Genomic DNA, 24,803 nt, shown 5'->3' with positions numbered 1-24,803 from the left:
CCGGGCCTGGTGACCATCGAAGTATGCCGACACTTTTCGAGCCGGTTCAGCTGGGTCGCCTGCGGCTACCCAGCCGGATCGTGATGGCGCCGATGGGCCGAGGGCGAGCCGATCAGCGCGGGACGCCACTGCCCTACGTGGCCGAGTACTACGCCCAGCGGGCTGCGGCCGGCCTCATCATCAGCGAGGCCACCAGTCCGGCTCCGCGCGCGGCCGGTCACGCGTACGGGGTGCAATGGCATTCCACTGCGGACACCGAGGCCTGGACCGCGGTGTCCGCGGCCGTGCAGGCAGCCGGCGGACGTATGGTGCTGCAGATCATGCACGCCGGGCGGATCGGTCATCCCGGCCTCTACGGTCACCAGCCGCTGGCGCCGTCCCCGGTGGCCGCTGCCGGCATGGCCCGGACATACGACGGTCCGCGTCCGTATCCCGTGCCCAGAGAGATGTCGTCGGCCGACATCACGGACGCGATCGAGGACGTCGTCCGGTGCGCCCGTGCGGCGATCGCGGCCGGCTTCGAGGGCGTCGAGCTGCACGGCGCCAACGGGTACCTGGTCCACCAATTCCTCTCCGCCACGGTGAATCGCCGCACCGACGGTTACGGCGGCCCCCCGCACCACCGGGTACGGTTCGCGGTGGAGCTGCTGGAGGCGGTTGCCGCCGCGATCGGCGCGGACCGGGTCGGCCTACGGCTGTCCCCCGGGTTCGGTCTCAACGACATGAGCGAGCCCGATGCCGAGGTCGTCTACCCGGCCCTGCTCGACGCGCTGCGGCCTGTCGATCCGGCCTACCTGCACCTGGTCCATGGCTCCGATCCGGCCCTGGTCCAGGCGGTCCGGGCGGGGTGGGCCGGACCGATCATCGTGAACCCGGGCACGGGCGACCTCGATCCGGGTGCCACCGCGAGCGTCGTGGCGGACGCGCTGACCGCCGGGTTCGACGCGGTCTCCTTCGGCAAGCAGTTCCTCGCGAACCCAGACCTGCCGCGCCGCCTGGCCGACGGCGCAGGCCTGAACCGGCCCGACCCGACGACCTTCTACCAGGGCGGTCGGCAGGGCTACCTCGACTACCCCACCGCCGACATCACGCAAGGAGAGGCGACGCCATGGTCGTTTTCGTCAACAAACTCACGCTGATCGGTGCCGCGGAGGACCTGGAGAGTCGCTACGCCAAGGTCGCCGAGTACATGCGAACCCGCCCCGGTCTGGTGAGTTACGTCTTGAGCCGCTCCCAGAAGGACCCGTCGACCTACTACAACATCGCCGAGTGGACGGACGAGGAGTCCTTCCGCAAGGCGCTGGAGGAGCCGGAGTTCCGCAGCCGGCTGGACCGGCTGACGGGCATCATCAAGGGTGAACCGCACCTGACCGAACCCGTCCTGCGCTACGACGCGACCAACTGACACCACACGCGGCGGCCGCCCAGGGCTCTTCCCCGGGCGGCCGCCGCGTGTGGTCGGTCGATGATCAGTAGTTGCCCAGACCGCCGCAGACGTTGACGGCCTGGGCGGTCATCGAGGCAGCCGTATCGGTGACCAGGTAACCGACCAACCCGGCGACCTCCTCCGGCGTCGAGTAGCGCCCGAGCGGGATCTTCGCCTGGAACCGCTCGAGCACCGCGTCCTCGGTGACACCCCAGTGCGCGGCGTACCCCTGGCGTACCCGAACCGCCATCGGCGTCTCCACATAGCCCGGGCACACCGCGTTGACGGTGATCCCGCTACCGGCCAACTCGAACCCGAGCGCCTTGGTGAACCCGACCACGCCGTGCTTGGCGGCGGTGTACGGAGCGGCGAGCGCAACGCCCTGCTTTCCGGCGGTGGAGGCGATGTTGATGATGCGGCCCCAGCCCTGCTCCCGGACGCCACCGGCCCGGAGCACTTCGCGGGTCACCCGGAAGGTGGCGGTGAGGTTGGTAGCGAGCACGTCGTCCCAGAGCGCGTCGTCCAGGTCGGCCGTGACTCCGCCGCCGGATCGGCCAGCGTTGTTGACCAGCACGGTAATCGGTCCGAAACGGTCCACCGCGGCGGCGACGAGCCGGGTGACGTCGTCGGTGGATCGGACGTCGGCTACGGTGCCGTCGACGTCCAAGCCACGGCCGCGAAGCTTGTCGGTGATCGTGGCGATCTGCTCGGCATCGCGGGCGCAGAAGAAGGTCGCGCGGCCGCTCTCGGCCAGGCTCTCGACCACGGCCAGGCCGATACCGCTCGTGCCGCCGGTGACCAGGGCCGCGCCGTGGGTTGTCGATTCCGTCATCGTGGTGTCCTCTCTCGGGGGAATGACCTCACAGGCCGAGTACGACCCGACCGGTGACCTGGCGCTTCAGCAGTGCCTCGATGGCGGAGTCGGCGTCCACCCAGTCGGCTCGCAGCCCGACGTGCGGTCGTAGACGGCCGTCGGCGACGAGGCCGAACAGCGTTGCCAGGTCCCGGGCAGCGGGGCGACGCTCGATCTCGTCGAGCAGGAAGAGGTGCTCCAGGCGTACGCCCGCGCGGGCGTGCCCCCAGTCCGGTGGCAGGACCAGGTCGGCTCGGACGGTGTTGCCGAAGACCACCGCCACGCCACCCGTGCGCAGCTTGACGAACGCGTCGCGGAAGACGGTCCCGCCGACGCTGTCGATGACCACATCGACCGCCTCGTCGGGCGGCGCCGCGTAACCCGCGTGGATCCGGTGGCCCCGCTCGATCAGGTGCCGGCCGCGATCCGGTGATCCGGTCCATCCCAGTGCTTTCGCCCCGGCTGCGGCGGCCAGATCGGCCACGAATCCGCCGACACCACCGCTGGCACCGGTGACCAGTACCGAGCGGCCGAGCAGCCACCCGACCCGCTGCAGGGCGTACAGCGCCGTGAGGCCGGCCACCGGTACCGCCGCCGCGATGGCCGGCTCGATACCGTCGGGCAGTGCCGCTATGCGGTCGGTGCGTACGGCGCAGAACTGGGCCCAGCCGGTCGAGGCCGCCAGTCCGGCGACGGGTGTGCCGGCCGGCGGGCCGGTGCCGTCAGCAGCCGCCTGGACGACCGTGCCGGCGACGTCCAGACCAAGCTGCGCTCCCGGTGGGCACCGGGCGGCGAGCAGCAGGTCCGCCCGGTTGACCGCGACGGCCTGGACCTCGATCAGCGCTTCGCCGGGAGCTGGGCGCGGGTCGGGTAGAGATTCCAGACGGATTCCGTGGGACACGTCCGTGGACGTAACGAATGCCTTCACGAGGTCCTCCCTTTCGGTCCCTTCGTACCGGCGGCTCCTGGAGGCCCGGTGGAGAACGGCCAGTGAGACCGGCATCACGGCCGACCGCTTGCCAGGCTCGGATCGACGCAGGCAGGATGAATTGGCAACACAAAGGGCGATCGCGATACAACTTTGCGCAACCGACTGTCCAAGGGGGAGGACTCGGTGATCGATTTTCGCCTTCTCGGCGCATTGGACGTCACGATCGACGGAGTCCGGATGCCGGTACGCGCCCCGAAGCAACGCGCACTGCTGGTGACCCTGTTGTTGCGGGCCAATGACGAGGTGCCGATGGACGAGCTCTACTGGCGTTTGTGGGATCACCGGCCACCGGCAGCGCCGGCGGCGGCGCTCCATGTCCACGTCGCACGGCTGCGAGCGGTGCTCGGCGACCGTAACGGAACGGCCGAGCGACTAGGCTGGCCCCGGGTTCGCTCGCTTGGCGGTGGATACCTGCTGCAGACTCCGCCCGAGTCCGTGGATCTGTTCCGGTTCCGCGGTGCTGCCCAGGAAGCCCTGCTTGCCCGGCAGGCCGGCGATGCGCCAGGCGAGTTGACGCACATTCGGGCAGCCCTCGATGAGTGGCGCGACGACCCTCCAGCGGGATCGGCGATCGCCTCCCTCGCCGCCGTTCCCTCGCTCGCCGCCGAAGCCGGTCCGGCACTGCTTGAGGAACGGTTGCGGCTGCTCGAGCGGCGGTTCGAGCTCGAGGGAGATCCGCCGGGCGAGCTCGTGCCGCGTCTGCGCGCTCTGGTCGCCCTGCATCCGACGCGCGAGCGGCCATGGGCCCTGCTCGTGTCCGCACTGCGTCGCGCCGGCGACCGCGGGGCGGCGATGGCCGCGTACGAGGAGGCTACCGCGACTCTCCGGACCCGGCTGGGCCTGGCACCGGGGCCGGAGCTCGCCGCCGAGTACCGGCGGATCACCGGCGACCGCTGGCACCCGCGGACCGATGTGCCCGCACCGGCCGCCCACCGGACCCTGCGCGGCGATGGCTGGGCCACGGTCATCGATGCCCTGACCAGTCGGCACGACGGCACCGCGCTGCCGCTGGTCTGCCTGGCCGGCCCGTCCGGAAAGGAGCGGACTGCGGATCTCGTCGCGTTGGCCCGCCATCTCCGCGAGGAGTTTCCGGACGGCCAGTGGTACGTGCGGCTGACCGGCCCCGACGGGCAGCCCCGCGATCCGGGCCGGTTGCTGGCCCGGCTGTTGCGGCTGTCCGGTGCGGCGCCCGACGCCATTCCGGCGGGCAGACGGCACCTGGTCAACGCCTATCGGGCCCGGCTCAGCGACCGGCGCGTGCTCCTCCTCTTGGACGACGCCCGGGACGCCGAGCAGGTACGCGACCTGCTACCGGGCACCTCCCGGTGTGCGGTGGTCATCGTCGGCGACGACATACGTCCCGAACTGGTGGCACTGCACGGCGCTCGGTCGATCGACCCGGACGGTAGCGTCGGAACCGGGCCGTGCCAACGCGACCGCCAGCGGCGTCATTCGTTGCTCATCGTCGCAGGACAGCCCGCAGAACCTCCTCCAGCCGAGCACCTGGATCATCCACCAGGTCAGGTGTCCGCCATGCCACGAAGCGGTCAGGTCGCACCAGTGAGGCGCCGGTGAGCCCGACTCCGTAACGGGCCGGGAATTCCTCGGCCGTGATGCTGTGCACCGTGAGGGGAACGCCGAGACGCTCGGCGGCACGGATCGCGGGTGCGGCCCAGTCTTCGCCCGCCGGGCCGGTCAGCAGCACGAAGCCGGCGCCGAACAGCGCTGTCGTCGACGACGCGACGCCCTCCGGGGTGGTCAGCGGTAGGTAGGGAGCCCGCGACCCGGGCCGTCCCGTCGCCGAGGCAGGGTCTTCCACCAGGGCACCGTCCTCGCCGGGTTCCGTCAGCACCGCTCCTGAGGGGTAGCGGTAGCCGAAGGCCAGCATCGTGGGCGGCAGCGGTTGGGGCACGTCGTCGTCGCGCAGTTCCGGCGCCACCCGCTCGACGAGGTTGGCGAACTGCTGCTCGACCAGCAGCCGGGCGTACGGTCGACGTTCGGTCTCGAAGGTGCGCAGGAGCTGGGGGCCTGCCCAGTCCTGTAGCACGGCGGCGAGCCGCCAGCCCAGGTAGAGCCCGTCCAGGATCGCGGTGTTGCCGCCCAGCCCGCCGGTCGGCGGCATCACGTGGGCGGCGTCCCCGGCCAGTAGTATCCGGTCGACCTGGAACCGTTTCGCGACTCCGCAGGCGATCGACGTCTCACCGGACTCGACGATATCCAGCGGTACGTCGTCGCTGAGTCCCAGGTCCGCGGCGATCTGCCGGACGATCCCGTTCGGGGAGCGGTACCAGCCTTCGGGAAGCTCGGGCGCCAGGTGGCGGAAGTAGCCGTACAGTCCGGGAATCTCGGTGTTGAACAGTACGGCGCGGCCGATGTGGAACGCCGCGAAGCGGGAGCTGTCAGCAGCCCCCGGGGTATGCGCGAGTGGCTCGCTGAGGTCCGCCTTGAACAACACCCGCAGGACCTGGCCGACCACTCCCCTACCCTGCAGTGGAATGCCGAGCGCCTCGCGGACCGGGCTGCGCCAACCGTCCGCGGCCACCACGTATCGCGCCCGGATCCGATACCGCCTGCCGGTGTCCGCCTCCTCGACGTGCGCGGTGACACCATCAGCGTCCTGGGCGAGACCGATCAGCCTGGTGCCGAAGCGCAACTCGGCGCCAAGTTCGTGCGCGCGCTCGGCCAATGCTTGCTCCGCGCCGGACTGGCTCGCCGTGCACCACTCCTCCGGGGACACGTGCCGCATGGTCAGTTCCCTGCCGCTGACCAGCGTACGCACGACGGGCCCGGCGAGCCGGGGCGCAAGGACCATGCTGAACTCGCTGCGGTCCGGGCGGCTCAGCTCGTGGATCCGCTCGGCCACGCCTGCGATGCGCAACGCCTCCATGGTGTGCGGGTACTGCCCGGTCGCCTTGACTGCGGTGGAGGTGCCGGGGCGGCGCTCCACCACCAGCGGACTGACGCCGTGCAGGCCCGCGAAGATGGCCGTGCTCAGGCCAGCCGGCCCGGCCCCGACCACCAGGAGGGGCCGATGCTCGATGGCGGTCACGGGACGAGCACCACCCGGCCGAGCTGACGACGGTCCTCGATGAGCCGGTGCGCCTGGGCCGCCTCCTCCAGGGGGAGGACCGTGTGCACGGCGACCCGCAACCGGCCGTCGCGAACCAGCTCGGTCAGCTCCCGCTGGTTGCGGGCCGCTTCCTGCGGTGCGGCGGCGAGCCAGGCGTCGAGGGCCGTACCGACGACGGTCCGCAGGCCGAGCAGATCGGTCAGCGTGACCCGACCGGCCTCGCCCGCGGCCCCCGCGAATCCGTAGTAGACGAGCCGGCCGAACGGTTTGAGCAAAGCGAGGCTCGGCGACAGGACCGCGCCTTCCACGCTGTCGAGGACCACATCGATGCCGGCACCGCCGGTCGCCGCACGGACCCGGTCGGGCCAGTCCGGCTGCGAGTAGTCCACCACGGCGTCGGCGCCGTGATCGCGGACGAAATCCGCCTTGGCCGGCGAGCCCACGCCACCGATCACGAGTCCCGCCCCACGCAGCCGGGCCAGCTGGGTGACGAGGTGACCGATCGCCCCGGCGGCGGCGTGCACCAGCACCGTCTCGCCGCGAGCGAGCCGGCCGACGCTCAGCACGCTCGCGGCGACCTGGGCCGTCGAGGCGAGAGCGGTGGCGACCGGTGCCGGAATATCGTCCGGCACCGGCACCGCCTGGGTGTCACCGACCAGCACCAGATCGGCGTACGCGTCGGTCACGCCCCAGGCGGCCAGCCGGTCACCGACGGCGAAGCGGTGGGCGCCGGGCCCGGCTGCGACGACCCGGCCGACCACGTCACCGTGCGGCGCCCGGGGCACCGGGGACGGGAAGGGCGCCGTACCGGAGCGCAGCTGGGTCTCGATGAAGTTGACCCCGACCGCCTCGACCTGGACCAGGAACTGACCGTCGCCGGGCACCGGTTCCGGTGCCTTGTCGACGGTCAGCACCTCCGGACCACCGTGCTCGTAGTAACGGATGACACGCATGCGGGTATCCCTTCCGTTGCCGCGGCGGCGGAGCACCGCCGCTGCCGGTTGTAGCTGGCTGTGCTCGCGGCACGGTCGAGGAAGGCCCGAGCGTTACGCCCGTTGCTGCTCCGGGGCCCGCCACGGTCCGGGTACCAGGGACGCGGCGAACCCCGCCACCACGGCGAAGCCCGCCACCAGCCAGTACGTTCGGCCGTACGCTTCGGCGGGGAAGCCGGAGGTGCCACTGAGCCGCTGTTGCAAGGCGACCGCGACCACCGCGATACCCAACGAGCCGCCGATCTGGTTGAGGATGAACAGGGCGCTGGTGGCCCGGGGCGCGTCGTCGGGGCCGACCGCGAGGTACATGAACGCCATCAGGCCGGGCACCGTGAAGCCGATGCCGAAGCCGCCGACGCCGAATGCGATCGCGGTCAGGGCCGTCGAGGTGTGATCACCGACGCCGGACAGCACCAGCGCGGCGAGCGCGGCGAGCAGCATCCCGATCGGAGCGGTCACGCGTGCGGTGAGCCGGACGCCGGCCTTACCGACGGAGATCGCCCCAGCCGCGCCAAGGATGCCCGAGGGCACCATGAGCAGGCCCGCGTGCAGGGCTCCGAACTCGCGTGACTGCTGGTAGTACAGCGGCGTCAGGAACAGCAACGTGTTGGCGACCGCCCCGACGAGCAGCATGGCGACCACCGACATCGTGAAGCCGCGCTGAGTGAACAGCCGTACGTCTATCAGCGGCTCGGCCGCGCGGCGGGCGTGCAGCACGTACGCCAGCAGCAGCGCGACGCCGACGGCGAAGGCGGTGACCGCCGCCGGATGACCGAAGTCGCCGCGGTGGGCAGCGGTGGTGAGCCCGTAGATGAGCACCGCGAAGCCGGGCGAGAGCAGGGCCAGACCGATGACGTCGAGGCGTGGCCGCGGTCCGGCGCGGTCCGGCGCGTCGGCCGGCAGCGTTCGCAGCGCGAGCAGCAGGGCGATGGCACCGACCGGCAGGTTGATGAGGAACATCCAGCGCCAGCTGATGTCGTCGACGAAGAAGCCGCCGAGGATCGGCCCCAGCACCGGCCCGATGGTCAGGGGGATTGAGATCAGGCCCATCGCCTTGGTAACCCTGCTCGGACCCGCGGCGCGGGCGATCGCGGCCTGCACGACCGGGAAGATCATTCCACCGCCGAGCCCCTGGAGCAGGCGGAACACGATCAGGCTGCCGGCCGACCAGGCCAGTCCGGACAGCAGCGAACCGACGGTGAACAGGACGACAGCGAACGTCCAGACCTGACGGACACCGAAGCGGTCCACGCCCCAGCCGGAGATCGGCGTCGCGACGGCGACGGCGAGCAGGTATCCGGCGGTGACCCACTGGATGGTCGACAGCGTGGTCCCGAAGACGGTGACGAGGCGGTCCACCCCGACGTTGACGATGGTCTCGTCCAGCAGGGCCATGAGCAGTGCCAGCAGCAGGACTCCGGCCATCTTGAGGAATGCGGGATCGAGGCGGTCGGTCTCCGGGTCAGCGGGCTTGTCGCCGGGAGCGCGCTGGGGCGCGCTGGTGTCGCTGGCCATGGTCGTTACCTCCGAGCGGCAGAACGGTCCGGTATTGATGCGCACAGAATACATGTAGGTGCAGACATAATTAAGCTCGATCGAACCCTACCAGCAGTCATCTTCTGCTCGGAGCCCACGGGAAGTGGATGCGTATACATTGAATGCGCATGGACGTGTAGGGTGTAGGTCGACGACTCGGAGGGCGGGCGGATGGCGGAACGACGCGGCGGGCAGCCCGACGTGCTCGACCTGTGGCGACAACTGACGGTGCTCACCGGCCGCCTGGGCCAGGCACTCGACAAGCGCCTCGTGCGGGAGTTCGACCTCACCCTCACCGAGCTGCTGGTGCTCGACGAGTTGATTCGCGGCAACCCACGCGGCATGCGCATCCAGGATCTCAGCCACGCGGTGGCCCTCGACCAGTCCTCAATGAGCCGTCTGGTCAGCCGCCTCACCGCCAAGCAACTCGCCGCCCGGGTCAGCTGCGAGCACGACCGCCGCGGCGTCTACTGCCAGATCACCGACCTGGGCACCGAGCGGTACGCCGCGGCCGCCCAGGTCAGCCGCGCCGAACTCGGTGCCGCACTGGACGCCGCCGCCTTCGACGACCGGCTGGCCTCCGTGGTTGCGCGGCTGACCCGCCCGGTCGTCACGCCCGCCGACACCTGAGACCCGACCGAGGGAGTCATCCCGTGCAGTTGTCGATCCTGGACCAGTCGATGATCCCGGAGGGATCCACACCGACTCAGGCGCTGACCAACACGCTCGATCTGGCCCGGACGGCCGACGCCCTCGGGTACCACCGCTACTGGCTCGCCGAACACCACGCCACGGCGTCGTTCGCCAGCCCGGCCCCCGAGATCATGATTGCGCGACTCACCGCGGAGACGACCGGCCTGCGTATCGGCAGCGGCGGCGTGCTGCTGCCTTACTACAGTCCGTTCAAGGTGGCCGAGACGTTCCGGGTGTTGCAGGCGCTGGCCCCGGGCCGGGTCGATCTGGGCATCGGCCGGGGCGCCGGAGCCTCGTCCCGGGACGCCCGGCTCCTCAACCCTTCCCTGGGCGGCTACTCCGACCACGCCTTCGGCGAGCAAGTCAGTGCCCTACAGGCATTCCTGGGCGAGCCAGGTGACCGGGGTGGCGTCATGCCGACGGTGGACGGCGTGCCGCAGGTCTGGCTGCTGGGCGCGAGCCCGTCGAGTGCCATACTCGCCGGCCGGCTCGGCCTGCCCTATTCGTTCGCGCACTTCGGTCGTCCCGAGGTCGTCACCGAAGCGGTGCGGGCGTACCGCGACAGTTTCAACACCCGTGGCGGTGGCAGCCCGCGGGTGATGGTCGGCATCGGGGTGTACTGTGCGCCGACCCGCGCCGAAGCCGAGCACGTCTTCGCCAGTCAACGCCTGTTCCGGCAACGCATGACGCAGGGTGACCTGCGTCCGGTACCAGCACCGGAGACAGCGCTCGCGGAACTCCACCACCGTCCCGCGCCGACGGTCGGCGAGCGGGAGGAGTGGCCGCGATACGCGGTCGGCTCCCCCAGCGACGTCGCCGAGCAGCTCAGCGCGATGGCCACCGCGGTGGGTGTGGACGAGTTCGTGGTGTTGTCCACCATTCATGGACACAGTGACCGCGTGCGCTCGTACGCGCTGCTGGCCGACGCTCTGGGCCTACGACCCCGGACGAGTCCGGCCCTGCAACGCGCATGACACTTGTCAACCTTCGCGATCCCAGCTCGCAATATCGACGAGCAATGATGAAAGGCGTCGATTGCGAGGGAGGACCGTGTGAGCGTGCCAGCCGGCGACGAGGACGCCGCCCCGACGGAGGAGTACCGCATCCTCGGGCCGCTGACGGTGGTTCTCGGCGGCCGCCCGGCACCGGTGACAGCACCGAAGCAACGCATCATCCTGGCAACCCTGCTGCTGCGGGCCGGCACCTGGGTCACCGCCGCCGAACTGATGAAGGCCCTCTGGGACGACCGAGCGCCGAAGAATCCGCGCAGCGCCCTTCAAGTGCACCTCACCCGCTTGCGCGCTCTGTTCGCCGCCGTCCACCCCGAGAGACCGGACCTGATCGAGACCCGCCCCGGCGCGTACCGGATCGTGGTGCCGCCCGGATCGCTCGACCTTGACCGCTACCGGGACGCGATCGCGCAGGCGCGCTCCGCCCGACGCGCCGGGAACGCCGATGTCGAGCTGGGCTGGTTGCAGCGGGCTCTGGCCCAGTGGCGAGGCGATCCGCTCGCGTTGGTGCCGTCGGCCCGTATCCAGCGGGAGGTGGTCACCGCCCTACAGGATGACCGACTGCGCTGGATGGAGCGCCGATTCGAGTTGGCGTTGGCCACGGGCCGGCACACACAGGTCATCGGTGAACTGCGCACCGCGACCCTCGCTCATCCAGAGCGCGAGCGCCTGTGGGGCCTACTCATGGACGCCCTTGCCGAGACTGGCGACCGGGCCGCGGCGATAACCGTGTACCACCAGGCACGAGGCAGGCTGCGCGATGAACTGGATGCCCCACCGGACACGGAGCTGCGACGCCGCTACCGCCGACTGATCACCGAGCCAGGTCAGCGGCACCGCAACGCGGCGACCCCCAGGGCGGGCCTCGGCGAATGGCAGACGCAATGCCAACTGCCACCGGACATCGCCGACTTCGTCGGGCGGGCGGAGATCCTCCGCGAACTGTGTACAACCCTCGAGTCGGGCGACACACCGGTGGTCTGCCTCACCGGGGTGCCAGGGGTGGGCAAGTCGGCGCTCGCCGTACGGGTGGCGCACCGCCTCCGGACCCGGTTTCCCGACGGCCAGTGGTACGTGTGCGGCACCGGACGAACCTGGCCCGACATCCTCGCGGAGATGCTGGCCACCTCCGGAGTGGAACAACCGCCCACCGGCAACACGGCCGCAGTGTCCCTGCTCCGCCGACGGCTCGCCGGACGGCGACTGCTGGTGACCATCGACGACGCCCCGGAAGGCAACCCACCACACGGTCTACTTCCTCTCCCCGCCGGATGCGCCATTCTGGCCGTGCGGCGTGGCGACCCCCCGGCCCTGGACTGCGACGTCGCCCGCGTGGTCACCCTCGACGTACTCTCCCACACGGAAGCCTCGGCACTGGTGACCGACATCGTCGGTGCGGCCCGGGTCAGCCGTACGCCCGCCGCGCTGGAGGCGCTGGTCGAACGCTGTGACCGGCTGCCACTGGCACTCCGGATCGCCGGCGCCCATCTGGTCACCCATCCGGACTGCGACATCGGCGAGTTCGCCGAACTGCTCGGCGCCGACCCGCTCGGCACGCTCAGCCTGCCTGGCAGCCGGCGGGCTGCGGTCCGCACGGCCTTCGAACTGGCCTACTCGGCACTGCCCCCGGCCGTCCGGCGGGTCTTCCGGTACCTCGAACTCGTACCCGGCTTCTCGCACCGCGTCGAGACGATCGCCGAACTGACCGGGACGTCACCGTCCCGCGCGGCCGGGCCCGTGGCGGACCTGGTCCGCGCCCGGATCGCCGAACTCGGGCCCGACGGGGTCATCCGGCTGCACAGCCTGGTGGCCCGGTTCGCCGCCGAGCGTGGTCTCAACGAGGATCCCCCGGCAGACCGGCGGGCCGCCCTGGACCGGCTCGGAACGTGGTTGCTGAACGTCGCCGACGAGGCAGTGCGGCTGTGCCATCCGGATGTGGTCCGGGTCGGAACCGGCGCCGGGCAGACGACCTTCGGCAACCACCGGGCGGCCCGCACCTGGCTGCAACGGGAGCGCCGGAACCTCGCCGCGGTGGCGGTGCAGGCAGCCTCCGCCGGACTGATCCCGCTCGCCGTGGGCCTGACCGACGCGCTGCGGGGTCCCTGCGGCGCAGACCGGCACCACGCCGACTGGCGGATCGCCGCCGAAGCCGCGGTCGCGGCCACCGACCCGCTACGCGAGCCCGCGTACGCCGCCGTCGCCCGGCTCAACCTGGGACTGGCCTTGCAAGGGCTCAACGACCTGAGGTCCGCCGAGATCCACCTGCGACATGCCTGCGACCAGCTACGCCGACGAGGTCCGACCGAGTTGGAGGTCGTCGCCGTGACCGCTCTGGCCATGCACCGCCTGCAACAGCCGACCAAGCGGTTCGACGACGCTGTCGGTCTGCTCCACCGTGGCCTGCGACGGTGCCGGCAACTGGGGCTGCGGCACGCCCAGGCACGCTGCCTGCTGTACCTCGGGATGGCTCACCACGCGCGGGGGGAACCGCGCCTGGCGTACCGCCACTTCCGCGCCGCGGTGCGGATCGGCGAGCGGGCTGGTGACTACTCCGCCCAGGCGGAGATCCTGGCCCGGCTCGGTGGCGTGTGCGTCGAGCTCGGCGCGCACCGCGAGGCGGCTCGGCGGTTACGGACGGCGTTGCGGCTCGGCCGGTCAGCCCGCTCGGCGCACTCGGTCGCGCTCGCCTCCTACGGGCTTGCCCGGGTACGCCGTGCCGCCGGCCGACCGGAACCCGCCCACGCACACGTGGCCCGCGCTATCGCCTTCGCCGAATCCGGCGGTTACCTCGCCGTGCTGGTCAACGCCCGCAACCTGCTCGCCGGCCTTGATCGAGACGAGGGCCTGAACGGGCGTGCGGAACTGGAGTACCGGCGTGCGCTGCGCGAGGCCGAGCGGATCGGTCATCCGGGCGCCCAGTGCGAGGCGCTGACCGGTCTCGCGCTGCTGGCCCATGAGCGCGGCCGCGACCACCTGATCCCTGTCATGGCCCGGCAGGCGACCGGCGCCGCCCGGGCCGCCGGGTCACCCCGGCTGCTCTCGCAGGTCCGGGAGTTGCTCGCCACACTCCAGCCGGCTCCGAGCATGCGCTGAGACTCTGCCCAGCGACGCGCGCGGGCAGCGGGGGGGGTAAACGATGGTGGCGATCCGAGCACGGCGGCTCTTCGACGGCAGGAGCGTGATCCAGGCCGAACGGCCGACCGTGCTCGTGGACGGCGGCGTGATCCGATCGGTGTTCGACGGGCCGACACCGTCCGGGCACGAGGTGATCGACCTGGGTTCGGCCACGCTGATGCCAGGCCTCATCGACGCCCACGTCCACCTCGCGTTCGACGCCACGGCGGACACCGTGGCCAACCTCGTCACCGCCGACGACGACGTCGTGCTGGACCGGATCCGGTCGGCCGCGGCCGCGACCCTCGATGCCGGCGTCACCACCGCTCGCGACCTCGGCGACCGCGGTTACCTGGGCCTGCGGGTACGAGCCGAGACCGCCGCCGACGTCCGTCTCGGTCCGCGATTGCTGCTGGCCGGGCCGCCGATCACCTCGATCGGCGGCCACTGCTGGTTTCTCGGCGGTGAGGTCGAGGGCGTCGAGGCGATCCGCGCGGCGGTCCAGGACCGAGCGGCGCGGGGTGTCGACGTAGTGAAGGTCATCGTCACCGGCGGCCGGCTCACCGCAGGGTCCCACCCGCACGAAGTGCAGTTCGGGCCGGCCGAGCTGTCCGCCGTCGTAGCGGAGGCGAAGCGGCACGGTCTGCCGGTCACCGGGCACTGTCATGCCGCGGACGGAATTGCCGATGCGGTCGCGGCCGGATTCGACGGCATCGAGCACTGCACGTTCGTCACCGCCGACGGCACCGCCGACGACCCGGCGCTGCTGGACCGGATGGCAGCCGCGGGCACCCGGGTCACCCTCACCCTGGGATCGGTCCCGCAGTACGCCGAACACACCGGCCCGGGTGAGGCCGACCCCCGCCGCAAAGCTGTGCACGACGCGCTGTGGCGCGTCGCCACCTCGGGGGCGCCCGTCGCCTGCGCCAGCGACGCCGGCTGCGGGCCCGGTAAGCCGCACGGATCACTCGCCTACGCGGTGCAGGCGATGGTCGGTCTCGGATTCTCGCCGACCGAGGCACTACGAGCCGTCACCTCCGGTGCCGCACAGGTCTGCGGGATCGCCGATCAGGTCGGCCGAATAGCCCCCGGGTACCAGGGTGACCTGCTCGCGGTCGACGGCGATCCGGCCGTTGACCCGGGGGCGCTGCGGCACGTCGCCGCGGTGTTTCGCGCCGGGCTCCGGGTGCGGTAGCTCTCCAACGGCGCTGGACCGGACGTCGATCGGTACCCGGAACGCTCGGGTCGTAGCCCATCCGACCGGTAGGAGGACCGCCGTGCCCGAACCCAAAGTTCACACCACCCGGCACAGCATCGACGTCAACGCGCCCGTCGACGCGGTGTATCCGATCATCGCGGACGTCACCAGGTGGCCGTACACGTTCGGGCCGACGGTCCACGTCGACCTCCTTGAGCGTCACACCGAGGGACCGGAGCAGACCGAACGGCTCCGGTTGTGGGCCACCGCGAACGACGTCGTCCGGTCGTGGACCTCGCGGCGCACTCTGTACCCGGCCACCGGTCGTGTCGCCTTCCGGCAGGAGGTGTCGGCGGCCCCGGTGGCGTCCATGGGCGGCGAGTGGCAACTTGAGACGCTCGACGGCGGCCGCACCCGGGTGGTGCTCCTGCACGACTTCACGGTCGTGGACGACGAGCCCGGCGCGGCCGCGTGGGTGAAACGTGCCGTCGACGCCAACAGCACGGCGGAGCTGGCTGCGCTGCGCGCCGCGGCGCGTTCCGCGAATGCCCGCACCCTGCTCTCGTTCGAGGATTCGGTCCGCGTTCCGGCCCCGGCGAGCGACGTGTACGACTTCCTGTACCGCGCCGACCGCTGGGTCGAACGGCTGCCGCACGTCGCCCGCGTCGAACTCGCCGAGGACGAGCCGAACGTCCAGACCCTGGAGATGGACACGGTGGCCCCGGACGGTGCGGTGCACACGACCAAGTCGGTCCGGGTCGCGTTCCCCGCCGAACGGATCGTCTACAAGCAGACCACGCTGCCGCCGCTGCTGGCGGCGCACGCTGGCGTCTGGACGCTGCGTCCGGAGGGCGACGGGGTGACCGTCACCTCGCACCACGCCGTCGTGCTACGCCCCGAGCGCATCGAGGAGCTGCTGGGACCGGGCGCCACCCTCGCCGCAACTCGCGAGCTGGTCCAGCACAACCTCAGTACCAACAGCATTCGCACCCTGGAGCAGGCCCGCCTGCATCTCCAGCCGGTCAGCGACTGACCGGCGGCGGACACAGCGATGCGCGGCGACCGGGACGGTCTGCCGCGCATCGCCGTACGATCACACGCCGGTCAACGTACGGTTGACGTCTTCCAGGAACGCCCGGGGCGTGTCGCACCGCTCGACCACCTCGTCCGGCAGCGCCACCGCGAACTCGCGGGACACCCGTGAGACGGTCTCCAGGATGGCGAGTGAGTCGAAGCCAAGTTCGACGAACGGAGTGTCGAGGATGTCCCCGTCGATGTCGACGGTGTCGTCGTCACCGGCCGCCTCCCGCAGGATGCGCCGGAGGTCGTCGAGGCTGAGCAGTTCGCGGGTGGTCATGGCAGATGATCCCTTCGATTGTCGGGTCGCTCGGACGTCACTGCTGCGGCCGGCGGAGCACCGCGGCGGCGTTGAATCCGCCCCGGCCCCGGGCCAGCACCAGCACGCAGCTCAACGGCAACGGCCGGGGCGCGCCGGTCACCAGGTCAATCGGGCAGTCCGGGGCGGGCGCGTCCACGCCTTCGGTGTGCGGCGCGACACCATCGCGCAGAGCCAACAGAGCGGTGGCCAGATCCAGTGCGGCCGCCCCCGCCTGCAACCGCCCGACCATGCTCTTCGGCGCGGTGACGGGCACCGCCCGGGGCCCGAAGACCGCGGCCAGCGCGGCCGCCTCGGCCCGGTCGGCGGCCCGGTCGGCCGTGCCGTCGGCGAAGACGAGACCGACGTCGGCCGGTACCACCTGCGCGTCATGCAGGGCTCCGTTGATCGCCCGCTGCAGGCCCGTCTTCGGGGCACCGGCAGGATCGAACGTCGCAGCGTATCCAGCCAGTTCGCCGTACACCTTCGCGCCCCGGGCGCGTGCTGCGTCCCGGTCCTCCAGCAACAGATGGGCGCCGCCCTCCCCCGGCACGGCGCCGTCCGCGTCGGCGGCGAACGGCCGGTAGGCCCGGTGGGGGTCGGTTCGGGTGGTGTACCCGCCCGCACTCACCAACCCGGCGATTCCGAGTGGGCAGAGGGCGCCGTCCACCCCTCCGGTGAGTATCGCCGGGGTGCCGCGACGGATCTGCCGGCGCGCGTGCCCCACCGCGTCGAGACCGCCCGCGTGGTCGGTGACCAGGGCCGCACCGGGTCCCCGCAGGTTGTGACGGATCGAGATCTGCCCTGAATTGACCGCGTAGAACCAGGCGAACGACTGGTAGGCGCTGACATGGCTGCCGCCCTTGCTCCACAGGTTCTCCAACTCGCGCTGGCCGAACTCGAAGCCACCCATCGAGGAGGCCGTGGCAACGCCGATGTCGTAGCGAAGCCCACCGGCGTCCGACATTCCCGCATCGGCCAGAGCCTGCCCGGCCGCGTAGAGACTCAGCCGGGTCATCCGGTCGGTCTGCGGCAGCAGCCGCCCCGGCAGGTGCTCCTCCGCGTTGAAGCCGGACACCTCGCCGGCCAGGCGCACCGGGTATCCGCTCGGGTCGAAGCGGCTGATCTTGCCGATGCCGGGCCGACCGTCCAGAATCGCCCGCCAGTACGCCTCGGTACCCAGCCCGTTGGCCGCGGCCACCCCCAGGCCCGTCACGACTGCGCTGCTCATACCGTCCTCCGATCCGGACGGGCCAGCACGACGGCGCTCTGGAAGCCACCGAAGCCGCTGCCCACGCTCAACACGGTGTCGACCCGCTGTTCCCGGGCGATCAGCGGAACGTAGTCCAGGTCGCACTCGGGGTCGGCGACATACAGGTTCGCGGTCGGCGGCACGACGCCGTACTCCATGGCCAGCGCGCAGGCGACCAGTTCGAGCGCGCCGATCGCGCCGAGGGAGTGCCCGATCATGGATTTGATCGAGCTCACCGACACCCGGTAGGCGTGGTCGCCGAGGCTCCGTTTGAACGCCGCCGTCTCGTGACGGTCGTTCTGTTTCGTGCTCGATCCGTGCGCGTTGACGTAGTCGACGCCCTCCGGCGGGATCCGTGCCTCGTCCAGGGCCACCCGGATTGCCTCGGCCATCTCCACACCGTCGGGCCGTAGCCCGGTCATGTGGTACGCGTTGCTGCGACTACCGAAACCGGCAACCTCCGCGTACACGTGTGCGCCACGGCGCCTGGCGTGTTCCAGCTCCTCCAGGACGAGCACGGCTCCGCCTTCGCCGAGGACCAGCCCGTTGCGGGTGGCGTCGAAGGGGCGCGACGCGTGGGCCGCATCATCGTTGCGTGGACTGGTCGCCTTGATGGCGTCGAAGCAGGCGAGCGTGATCGGTGAGATCGGCGCGTCGGTGCCACCGGCGACGACCACGTCGGCGCTGCCCTCGCGGATCAGTTCGGCGCCGTGCCCGACAGCGTCCAGCCCCGAGGTGCAGCCGTCGGAGATCAGCGCCACGGGTCCCTGCGCACCGACGGTGTGGGCTACCTCGGCCGCGGCCGAGCTGGGCACGAACCAGTCGTACAGGTGCGGCACCGCGTACTCCGGGTCGACCAGCCAGGACCGGCCGCCGTCGCTCAGCACGACGTACTCGCGTTCCATGCTGGTGGTGCAGCCGACCGCGCAGCCCACCGACACGGCCAGCCGCTCACCGTCCTTGCCGGGCAGGTCGAGGCCACTGCCCGCGACCGCCTCACGGGCTGCGGCCACCGCGAACTGGGTGGCCCGGTCCATCCGCCGCGCCTCCTGCGGACTGAGCCCGGCCTCGACCGGATCGAAGTCGCACTCGGCGGCGATCCTCGACCGGTACGGCGACGGATCGAAGGCGGTGATGGGCCGCGTCGCGGTGCGGCCCGAGCTGAGCAGATCCCAGTACTGCTTGAGGTTGATGCCACCCGGAGCGACGGCTCCGAGCCCGGTGACGACCACACGACGACTCATGGTGCGACCGTCACACTCGGGGCTCAAGTGCCGGTCGAGGCGTCCTGGAAGCGGCGGTGGCGACAGCGGACAGGGCCGCGGCGAAGGCGGTGAGGTCGTCCTCGGGGCTCCCGGCGCGCACGGGTAGCGCGGCCAGGGCCGTCGACTCGCCTCGTCGCACCGTTGGGTGACGTCTGACGAGCGCGGTGAGCCCATGCGGTGCGCCTGCCTCGAGAAGCACGCCTGGCCCTGTGGCACAGACCGCGTCGAGGGCGGCGGCGAAATGGACCGGCGCGACCGGCTGTCGGGCCCAGTATCGCGGGTCGGTAGCCACCGTCGGGGTCATCCGCGTGCCGGTGTAACCGGAGTACACGGGCAGCCGCGGAGGCCGCAACGGCACCGTGCGCAGCAGCGGTTCGGCGCGGGCAGCCTGCGCGGCGACGGCAGGACTGTGGAACGCCACAGTGGAACGGGCCGCCTGGCAGGTGAAGCCGGCTTCCCGCAGGCGCTGCGCGGCGTACGCGAGGGGTTCGTCGGGACCGGCGAGCAGCACCTGGCGCGGACCGTTGATCGCGGCGAGCGCCACCGCCACGCCGAGGTAGGGCCGCACCTGCTCGGGGGTCGCCGCCACCGCGAGCATGCCACCGGGCGGCGCCTCGGCGAGATGGGTGAGCCGGTCCCTGAGGACGCGGACGGCGTCCGGCAGGCTCAGCACACCGGCGAGGGCCGCTGCCACGACCTCGCCGACGCTGTGCCCGAGCAAAGCCGTCGGCACCACGCCACGGTCGAGCACGCTCCGGCCGATCCCCCAACCGACCGCGAACAGCAACGGCTGGGAGCGGCGGAAGTCGTCCAACGGCACGACCGGATCGGCGGCGAGCCAATCCGCCCGGATGGCGGCGCCCTCGGGTCCCCACAGGGCGAACACCTCGTCCACGTGGCGGCGGAAATCGGGGTCGCCGCGGTACAGGCCGGTGGCCATGCCGGGTCGCTGTGCGCCCTGGCCGGGGAACAGGAGCGCCACCCCTACTGCTCTTCTCAGCTCAGACATGCTCGACAACGTCGCACCGGCCGCTTGAGACCGGCTCCAGGCGTACGCCGCTCGACGGCTTCTCGACCCCGCGCCGAGCGCGACACGCGACGGTGGCGACACCACGACGCGACCTCGCGGCCAACCCGCGGGAGCGTCCGTTTCCGAAGCCTGTCCCAACCCGGGCGGGCGACCGCCGCCGGCCCGGTGTCACGAGCATCGGGCCGGCGGCTCCACGGCACGGCGAGGATGAGGGCGGCATACAGATGGGCATCGGTGGAATTCACGTGGCCGGTGTGGCCGCGCACATTCCGGGCCGGCTACTGACGGCCGACGCGGTCAGCGCAGGGAGTTGCGCACGGCGACTGGCCGCGCAGACCGGATTGCAGGCGGTGGCCGTGTCGGCCGACGAGTCCGCTCCGGACCTGGCGGTCCGGGCGGCCGAACTGGCGTTGAAGCGTTCCGGGCGCACCGCGCACGAGGTGGCGTTGCTGCTGCACGCCTGCGTCTACCACCAGGGGCACGACATCTGGGCACCGGCGTCGTACGTGCAGCGGATGGCCGTCGGTAACCGCTGCCCGGCGCTGGAAGTGCGGCAACTGTCGAACGGCGGGCTTGGCGCGCTCGACCTGGCGGTGGCGTATCTGAGCGCGGCGCCGGACCGGACCGCGGCGCTGCTCACCACCGGGGACCGGTTCGGGGCCCCCGGTTTCGACCGCTGGAACAGCGACCCCGGCACGGTCTACGGCGACGCGGGCACCGCCCTGGTGCTATCCCGCAACGGCGGCTTCGCCCGGCTGTTGAGCCTGGCCACCGTCTCCGAACCCGAGTTGGAGGGGCTGCACCGCGGCGACGATCCGTTCGGGGCCGCACCACTGGCCCAGCGACAGCCGGTGGACCTGGAGGTGGTCAAGAAGGCGTTCGTCGCGCGGACCGGAGTGTCGTACAGCATCAGTCGGGTGGTGGCCGGGCAGGCGGAGGCGCTCAGCCGCGCCCTCACACAGGCGGGACTGGAGTTCGCGGACGTGGACCGGTTCGTGTTGCCGCACTTCGGGTTGCGGAGGTTGACCTCGTCGTACTTGCAACCCTGGGGTCTGACGCCGGAGCAGACCACCTGGTCCTGGGCCCGGACCGTCGGCCATCTCGGTGCGGGTGACCAGTTCAGCGGTCTGGCGCACCTGGTGGAGTCCCGGCAGGTCCACCCCGGCGAGCACGTGCTGCTCGCCGGGGTGGGAGCGGGGTACTCATGGACGTGCGCGCTGCTGCGGATCGACGAGGTCCCGCACTGGGCGGTGTGAGGCTCCTCAGGCCGCCGGCGGGTTGACCGCCGAGCGCGGGATCCCGGCCGCCTCCAGGTGCCACTTGGCCAGGATTTTCTGGTAGGTGCCCTCGGCGACGAGTTCGTCGATCGCGGCGCGCAACGGTTCCGCCAGTCCAGCGCCCTTGTTCGTGGCGAGTCCGACGTCGCGGCGGGTGAGTTGCCCGGCGAGGCGCAGGCCCGGCTGTTGAGCGGCGGCGTACCGCAGCACGCTCGCGGAGCTGACCAGCACGTCGACGTGGCCCTCACGCAGTGCCAGGAAGTGGGCGGCGGCGTCGCTGTAGGTGCTGACCCGGTAGGGCTGCTTACCGGCCTGGGCGCACCGGTCCTGCTGCTGGCGCAGGTCGTTCTCGAAGGTACTGCCCGCACCGGTGCCGATCGAGGATCCGCACAGCTGCCCGAGGTCGGTGACCTCGGTGAGGGAACTGTCGTCGCGGACCAGGATGCCCGTCCCGTCGGTCAGGTACGTGGTAAAGTCCAGGACCTTTTTGCGCTCCTCCGTGACGGAGAAGTTGGCCGTGCCGACAGCAAAGCGACCTGCGGTGAGCCCGGTCAGCAACGATGCGCCGCTGACTTGGTCACGCTTGACGGTCAGGCCGAGTTTTCGGGCGACCGCGTCGGCGACGTCGATGTCGACGCCGCGCGGCGGCCCACCGTCCTGCGGGTGGAAGGCGATCGGGGGGGTTCCGACGGCCGAGCCCACGGTCAGCACCCCGGATTGTCGGATCTCCGCCGGAAGCAGCGCCTTCAGCGCCGGGTCGACCTGGACGGCGGAGACGACGTCTTCGGCGCCGAGGTCTTTCGGAGCTTCCTGGATGCTGCTGGCTGGTGCCGCGTGCAGGCATCCCGACAGCAGGACCAGCCCGACGGCGCCGATGGCAGCCCGACGAATTCGGCGATAGGACACGGTGTCTCCTTCAGCGTTGCTGGATGGTGGCGAAGAATCGTGCGGTCCGCTCCTCCCGCGGGCTGCCCAGCATCGTGGCCGGCGGTCCCTGTTCGACGATCCGGCCGCGGTCCATGAAGACCATCTCTTCGGCGACCTCGGCGGCGAAGCGCAGCTCGTGGGTGACGATGAGCATCGTCATGCCGCCGGCGGCGAGGTCCCGTACGACCGACAGCACCTCGGCGACCAGTTCCGGGTCGAGCGCGCTGGTCGGCTCGTCGAAGAGCATCACCTTCGGACGCAGGGCGAGCGCCCTGGCGATCGCGACGCGCTGTTGTTCGCCGCCGGACAACTCGCGGGGATACGACCGCTCCTTGTGGGCCAGGCCAACTCGTCGCAGGAGCTCCCGGGCCCGGGCTCGGGCGTCGGCGCGGCTCGCGCCCTGCACCGAGACCGGCGCTTCGACGATGTTCTGCAGGACCGTGAGGTGCGGAAAGAGGTTCAGCGCCTGGAACACCATTCCCACCGCTGTCCGGTGCCGGGCGAGCAGACGCGGTGGAGCTTCGATCACCCGGTTGCCGCGCCGGATCAGCCCGACCGGCTGCCCGTCGATGAGGACGGATCCGGAGTCGGGCCGTTCGAGGCGGTTGACGCAGCGCAGCAGGGTGCTCTTGCCCGAGCCGGACGGTCCGACCACACAGGTAACCGTTCCGGCGGGGATGGTCAGGTCCACCCGGTCGAGGACGACCACGTCCCCGAACGCCTTGCTGATCTGGATGAGCCGAACCATGGTGCGTGGTTCACCGGTAGCCACGGTCAGTTCCTCGGCGGCAGTGCTCACCGCTCCTCCCCGGCGAGGAGCGGCAGGCGTGGTCCCACCGGGCCGGCCCGACCGCTGCCCCGCCCGAAGAACCGCTCCAGGAGGTACTGGACCACGCTGAGGAGGGTGGTGAAGAACAGGTACCAGAGGGTCGCCACGAGTAGCAGCGGAATCACGAGGTAGTTGCGGTTGTAGATGAGCTGGACGGAGAAGAGCAGGTCCTGTCCGGCGATGACGCTGACCACCGAGGTTCCCTTCAACAGCGCCGCGGCCTGGTTGGCGGCCGGCGGAACGATGGCCCGCATCGCCTGCGGCAGCACGATGCGCCACAGGGTGCGCGGGCGTGAGAGGCCGAGGGCCTGAGCCGCCTCGGTCTGCGACCTCTCGACCGACAGCAGCCCGCCCCGGACGATTTCGGCGGCGTGCGCGGCCTCGTGCAGAGTGAGGCCGATGACCGCCGCCGCGAACCCGTTGATCAGACCGCGGGTGGGCAGGTCCAGGATCGTCGGGCCGAAGGGCACCCCAACCGTCAGCCGTGGATAGACCAGCGAAATATTGTACCAGAACAGCAGCTGGACCAGGATCGGCACGGACCGGAACAGCCACGTGTAACCCCAGCTGATCGCCTGCAGCAGGCGGCTGCCGGACATCCGCATGACGGCCAGCACCGTTCCGAGGGCGAACCCCCCGATCAGGGCGATAGCGGTCAGCAACAGGGTGACCCGTAGGCCGTCGAGGACGATGTCGGCGGCGAGGTACCGGCCTACGACGTCCCACTCGAAGGCCGGGTTGCCCGCCATGCTCACCAGCGCGAGCAGGAGCACCACCAGCCCGGCCACGCCCGTGACCCACCGCAGGGGACGTCGCGCGGGCCGGGCGTCGGCGTAACTGTCGGCCACGACGGCCGTCGGGGTGGACACGGCGCGCTTCCGTCAGAACCTGGGCAGCACGTGCTCGGCGAACAGGCGCAGCGATGTGGCCGCCCGCTCGTACGGGACGTTGCCGGAGACCACCTGCAGGCTCAGGGTGACCTCACCGAACCAGCCGCGGATGGTCTCCACCGCGGCGACCACCTGCTCGGGTGAGCCGACGAGGGCCTTGCGATCAGCCACCTGGCGGTCGAAGTTGCCCTTACCGACCCGTTCCACGATCTTCTCGTAATCGGGATAGTCGCTGCTGCGGGTGTGTGCCCAGGACGATACGGCCGCGGCGAGCGCCCCGTGCGACTGATCGGCGTACCGGCGGCCGAGCCGATGCGCCTCGTCGGCGTCGTCGGCCAGGAAGGCGTTGTAACTCATGTGCACGTCCTCGTCGGTCGGCGTGAAGCCGCCGGCCGCCGCTGCCTTGCGGTACAACGCTAGGACGTCCTGCACCTGCTCCCGTGAGTTGATCGAGGGGACGAGCATGACGCCGTACCCGTTGCGGCCGGCCGCCTCAGCTGATTCCGGCGACTTGGCCGTGGCCACCAGGATCCGGGGGTGCGGCTGCTGGACCGGCCGCGGCAACAGCGTAACGGGACCGAATCGGTAGAACCTGCCCTCCCACACCGCCTGCTCCGTGGACCAGAGCAGCCTGCACGCGTCCACGCCCTCGTCGAAGCGCGCCCGGCTCTCGTCCAACGGGATGCCGAAGGCCTGGAACTCGTCGGGCAGGAACGCCCGCCCGAACCCGACGTCGAGCCGACCACCGGAGATGGCGTCGAGCATCGCGAGCTTCCCGGCGAGTTTCACCGGATGGGTGAACGCGGGCAGCACCGCGCCGGTGACCAGACGGATCTGCCTGGTCCGGGCTGCCGCGGCCGCCAGGAAGGTGACCGGGTCGGGGCTGTACCCACCGTACGGGGAGAAGTAGTGCTCAACCGTTTTGAGGTGGTGGAAGCCCAGCTCATCCGCCAGTTCCGCCAGGCGCAGGCTCTCCTCGAAATACTGGACGGCGGGCTTGTCCTGCGGACCGACGGTCGGGAAGAGGTTGATGCCGAACTTCATTCCAGCTCCCTCGGATTCGGGCGGACCGCTG

22 protein-coding genes are annotated in these 24,803 nt (G+C 71.1%); 9 read left to right on the top strand and 13 right to left on the bottom strand.

What is annotated here, in order from left to right:
• The first annotated feature begins 23 nt into the window (after positions 1-23).
• Positions 24-1,139 (top strand): alkene reductase, encoded by a 1,116-nt coding sequence (locus ACN267_RS03985; RefSeq protein ID WP_421487942.1) that lies wholly within the window; start codon positions 24-26, stop codon positions 1,137-1,139.
• Positions 1,109-1,405 carry an antibiotic biosynthesis monooxygenase family protein gene (locus tag ACN267_RS03980; RefSeq protein WP_421487941.1) on the top strand — a complete coding sequence of 99 codons (297 nt, stop codon included), beginning with the start codon at positions 1,109-1,111 and terminating at the stop codon, positions 1,403-1,405. Before ACN267_RS03985 ends, ACN267_RS03980 begins: the two co-directional genes overlap by 31 nt.
• A 64-nt stretch (positions 1,406-1,469) precedes the next feature.
• Here ACN267_RS03980 and ACN267_RS03975 read toward each other — a convergent pair whose 3' ends face one another.
• Both ACN267_RS03975 and ACN267_RS03970 read right to left on the bottom strand, forming a co-directional pair.
• Complete coding sequence (locus tag ACN267_RS03975; protein ID WP_421487940.1) at positions 1,470-2,258, bottom strand: SDR family NAD(P)-dependent oxidoreductase; 789 nt, start codon at positions 2,256-2,258, stop codon at positions 1,470-1,472.
• 28 nt (positions 2,259-2,286) lie between these two features.
• Entirely contained in the window at positions 2,287-3,180 is an 894-nt protein-coding gene (locus ACN267_RS03970) for a zinc-binding dehydrogenase (RefSeq protein ID WP_421487939.1), read from the bottom strand.
• A gap of 213 nt (positions 3,181-3,393) precedes the next feature.
• On the opposite strand from ACN267_RS03970, the gene ACN267_RS03965 reads away from it, so the two are divergent.
• Positions 3,394-4,845, top strand: a complete 1,452-nt coding sequence (locus tag ACN267_RS03965) for an AfsR/SARP family transcriptional regulator (protein ID WP_421487938.1) — start codon at positions 3,394-3,396, stop codon at positions 4,843-4,845.
• Here ACN267_RS03965 and ACN267_RS03960 read toward each other — a convergent pair.
• The 3 genes from ACN267_RS03960 to ACN267_RS03950 all read right to left on the bottom strand — a co-directional run bounded on the left by ACN267_RS03960 (position 4,730) and on the right by ACN267_RS03950 (position 8,847).
• Positions 4,730-6,319: an FAD-dependent oxidoreductase gene (locus tag ACN267_RS03960; RefSeq protein WP_421487937.1), complete on the bottom strand. Its 1,590-nt coding sequence runs from the start codon at positions 6,317-6,319 to the stop codon at positions 4,730-4,732. The genes ACN267_RS03965 and ACN267_RS03960 overlap by 116 nt on opposite strands.
• Positions 6,316-7,293 (bottom strand): quinone oxidoreductase family protein, encoded by a 978-nt coding sequence (locus tag ACN267_RS03955; RefSeq protein ID WP_421487936.1) that lies wholly within the window; start codon positions 7,291-7,293, stop codon positions 6,316-6,318. Before ACN267_RS03955 ends, ACN267_RS03960 begins: the two co-directional genes overlap by 4 nt.
• A 93-nt stretch (positions 7,294-7,386) precedes the next feature.
• Complete coding sequence (locus ACN267_RS03950) at positions 7,387-8,847, bottom strand: DHA2 family efflux MFS transporter permease subunit (RefSeq protein ID WP_421487935.1); 1,461 nt, start codon at positions 8,845-8,847, stop codon at positions 7,387-7,389.
• A 192-nt stretch (positions 8,848-9,039) separates the two neighbouring features.
• Between ACN267_RS03950 and ACN267_RS03945 the strand changes: the two genes are divergently transcribed.
• From ACN267_RS03945 to ACN267_RS03925, 5 genes are all read left to right on the top strand, one after another.
• Complete coding sequence (locus tag ACN267_RS03945) at positions 9,040-9,498, top strand: MarR family winged helix-turn-helix transcriptional regulator (protein ID WP_421487934.1); 459 nt, start codon at positions 9,040-9,042, stop codon at positions 9,496-9,498.
• Between the two features lie 23 nt (positions 9,499-9,521).
• Complete coding sequence (locus tag ACN267_RS03940) at positions 9,522-10,535, top strand: LLM class flavin-dependent oxidoreductase (RefSeq protein ID WP_421487933.1); 1,014 nt, start codon at positions 9,522-9,524, stop codon at positions 10,533-10,535.
• Between the two features lie 78 nt (positions 10,536-10,613).
• On the top strand, positions 10,614-13,664 hold the full coding sequence (locus tag ACN267_RS03935) for a BTAD domain-containing putative transcriptional regulator (RefSeq protein ID WP_421487932.1): 3,051 nt from the start codon (positions 10,614-10,616) through the stop codon (positions 13,662-13,664).
• Positions 13,665-13,707: 43 nt separating this feature from the next.
• Entirely contained in the window at positions 13,708-14,880 is a 1,173-nt protein-coding gene (locus tag ACN267_RS03930) for an amidohydrolase family protein (RefSeq protein WP_421487931.1), read from the top strand.
• Positions 14,881-14,962: 82 nt separating this feature from the next.
• Complete coding sequence (locus ACN267_RS03925) at positions 14,963-15,916, top strand: aromatase/cyclase (RefSeq protein ID WP_421487930.1); 954 nt, start codon at positions 14,963-14,965, stop codon at positions 15,914-15,916.
• A 60-nt stretch (positions 15,917-15,976) separates the two neighbouring features.
• Here the strand turns inward: ACN267_RS03925 and ACN267_RS03920 are convergent, their stop codons facing one another.
• The 4 genes from ACN267_RS03920 to ACN267_RS03905 are packed head-to-tail and all read right to left on the bottom strand — an operon-like array spanning position 15,977 to position 19,757.
• Complete coding sequence (locus tag ACN267_RS03920) at positions 15,977-16,240, bottom strand: acyl carrier protein (protein ID WP_266244072.1); 264 nt, start codon at positions 16,238-16,240, stop codon at positions 15,977-15,979.
• Positions 16,241-16,277: 37 nt separating this feature from the next.
• A complete protein-coding gene (locus tag ACN267_RS03915) occupies positions 16,278-17,489 on the bottom strand; it encodes a beta-ketoacyl synthase N-terminal-like domain-containing protein (protein WP_421487929.1) in 1,212 nt (403 codons plus the stop codon).
• A complete protein-coding gene (locus ACN267_RS03910; protein ID WP_421487928.1) occupies positions 17,486-18,754 on the bottom strand; it encodes a beta-ketoacyl-[acyl-carrier-protein] synthase family protein in 1,269 nt (422 codons plus the stop codon). The genes ACN267_RS03915 and ACN267_RS03910 overlap by 4 nt, the downstream gene beginning before the upstream one ends.
• Positions 18,755-18,764: 10 nt before the next feature.
• A complete protein-coding gene (locus tag ACN267_RS03905) occupies positions 18,765-19,757 on the bottom strand; it encodes an acyltransferase domain-containing protein (protein ID WP_421487927.1) in 993 nt (330 codons plus the stop codon).
• Between the two features lie 293 nt (positions 19,758-20,050).
• Between ACN267_RS03905 and ACN267_RS03900 the strand changes: the two genes are divergently transcribed.
• Entirely contained in the window at positions 20,051-21,061 is a 1,011-nt protein-coding gene (locus ACN267_RS03900) for a ketoacyl-ACP synthase III family protein (RefSeq protein WP_421487926.1), read from the top strand.
• 6 nt (positions 21,062-21,067) lie between these two features.
• On the opposite strand, the gene ACN267_RS03895 is transcribed toward ACN267_RS03900, so the two are convergent.
• Genes ACN267_RS03895 through ACN267_RS03880 form a run of 4 tightly spaced genes read right to left on the bottom strand, consistent with a single transcriptional unit; the run spans position 21,068 to position 24,772 of the window.
• A complete protein-coding gene (locus ACN267_RS03895; RefSeq protein ID WP_421487925.1) occupies positions 21,068-21,988 on the bottom strand; it encodes an ABC transporter substrate-binding protein in 921 nt (306 codons plus the stop codon).
• A gap of 10 nt (positions 21,989-21,998) precedes the next feature.
• Complete coding sequence (locus ACN267_RS03890; protein WP_421487924.1) at positions 21,999-22,808, bottom strand: amino acid ABC transporter ATP-binding protein; 810 nt, start codon at positions 22,806-22,808, stop codon at positions 21,999-22,001.
• Complete coding sequence (locus ACN267_RS03885) at positions 22,805-23,707, bottom strand: amino acid ABC transporter permease (RefSeq protein WP_421487923.1); 903 nt, start codon at positions 23,705-23,707, stop codon at positions 22,805-22,807. Before ACN267_RS03885 ends, ACN267_RS03890 begins: the two co-directional genes overlap by 4 nt.
• 12 nt (positions 23,708-23,719) lie before the next feature.
• Positions 23,720-24,772: an LLM class flavin-dependent oxidoreductase gene (locus ACN267_RS03880; protein ID WP_421487922.1), complete on the bottom strand. Its 1,053-nt coding sequence runs from the start codon at positions 24,770-24,772 to the stop codon at positions 23,720-23,722.
• Positions 24,773-24,803: the final 31 nt, after the last annotated feature.

Origin of the sequence: Micromonospora sp. WMMD734, assembly GCF_049178975.1 — a bacterium.
GTDB lineage: Bacteria > Actinomycetota > Actinomycetes > Mycobacteriales > Micromonosporaceae > Micromonospora > Micromonospora wenchangensis.
Note: the sequence above shows the minus strand (reverse complement) of the source record. Positions and strands in the feature narration are given on the sequence as shown.

Bases quoted from the DNA above. Each gene is read 5' to 3' on its own strand.
- ACN267_RS03985 (WP_421487942.1), top strand. From the start codon at position 24: ATGCCGACACTTTTCGAGCCGGTTCAGCTGGGTCGCCTGCGGCTACCC.
- ACN267_RS03980 (WP_421487941.1), top strand. From the start codon at position 1,109: ATGGTCGTTTTCGTCAACAAACTCACGCTGATCGGTGCCGCGGAGGAC.
- ACN267_RS03975 (WP_421487940.1), bottom strand. From the start codon at position 2,258: ATGACGGAATCGACAACCCACGGCGCGGCCCTGGTCACCGGCGGCACG.
- ACN267_RS03955 (WP_421487936.1), bottom strand. From the start codon at position 7,293: ATGCGTGTCATCCGTTACTACGAGCACGGTGGTCCGGAGGTGCTGACC.
- ACN267_RS03950 (WP_421487935.1), bottom strand. From the start codon at position 8,847: ATGGCCAGCGACACCAGCGCGCCCCAGCGCGCTCCCGGCGACAAGCCC.
- ACN267_RS03945 (WP_421487934.1), top strand. From the start codon at position 9,040: ATGGCGGAACGACGCGGCGGGCAGCCCGACGTGCTCGACCTGTGGCGA.
- ACN267_RS03930 (WP_421487931.1), top strand. From the start codon at position 13,708: ATGGTGGCGATCCGAGCACGGCGGCTCTTCGACGGCAGGAGCGTGATC.
- ACN267_RS03920 (WP_266244072.1), bottom strand. From the start codon at position 16,240: ATGACCACCCGCGAACTGCTCAGCCTCGACGACCTCCGGCGCATCCTG.
- ACN267_RS03915 (WP_421487929.1), bottom strand. From the start codon at position 17,489: ATGAGCAGCGCAGTCGTGACGGGCCTGGGGGTGGCCGCGGCCAACGGG.
- ACN267_RS03910 (WP_421487928.1), bottom strand. From the start codon at position 18,754: ATGAGTCGTCGTGTGGTCGTCACCGGGCTCGGAGCCGTCGCTCCGGGT.
- ACN267_RS03880 (WP_421487922.1), bottom strand. From the start codon at position 24,772: ATGAAGTTCGGCATCAACCTCTTCCCGACCGTCGGTCCGCAGGACAAG.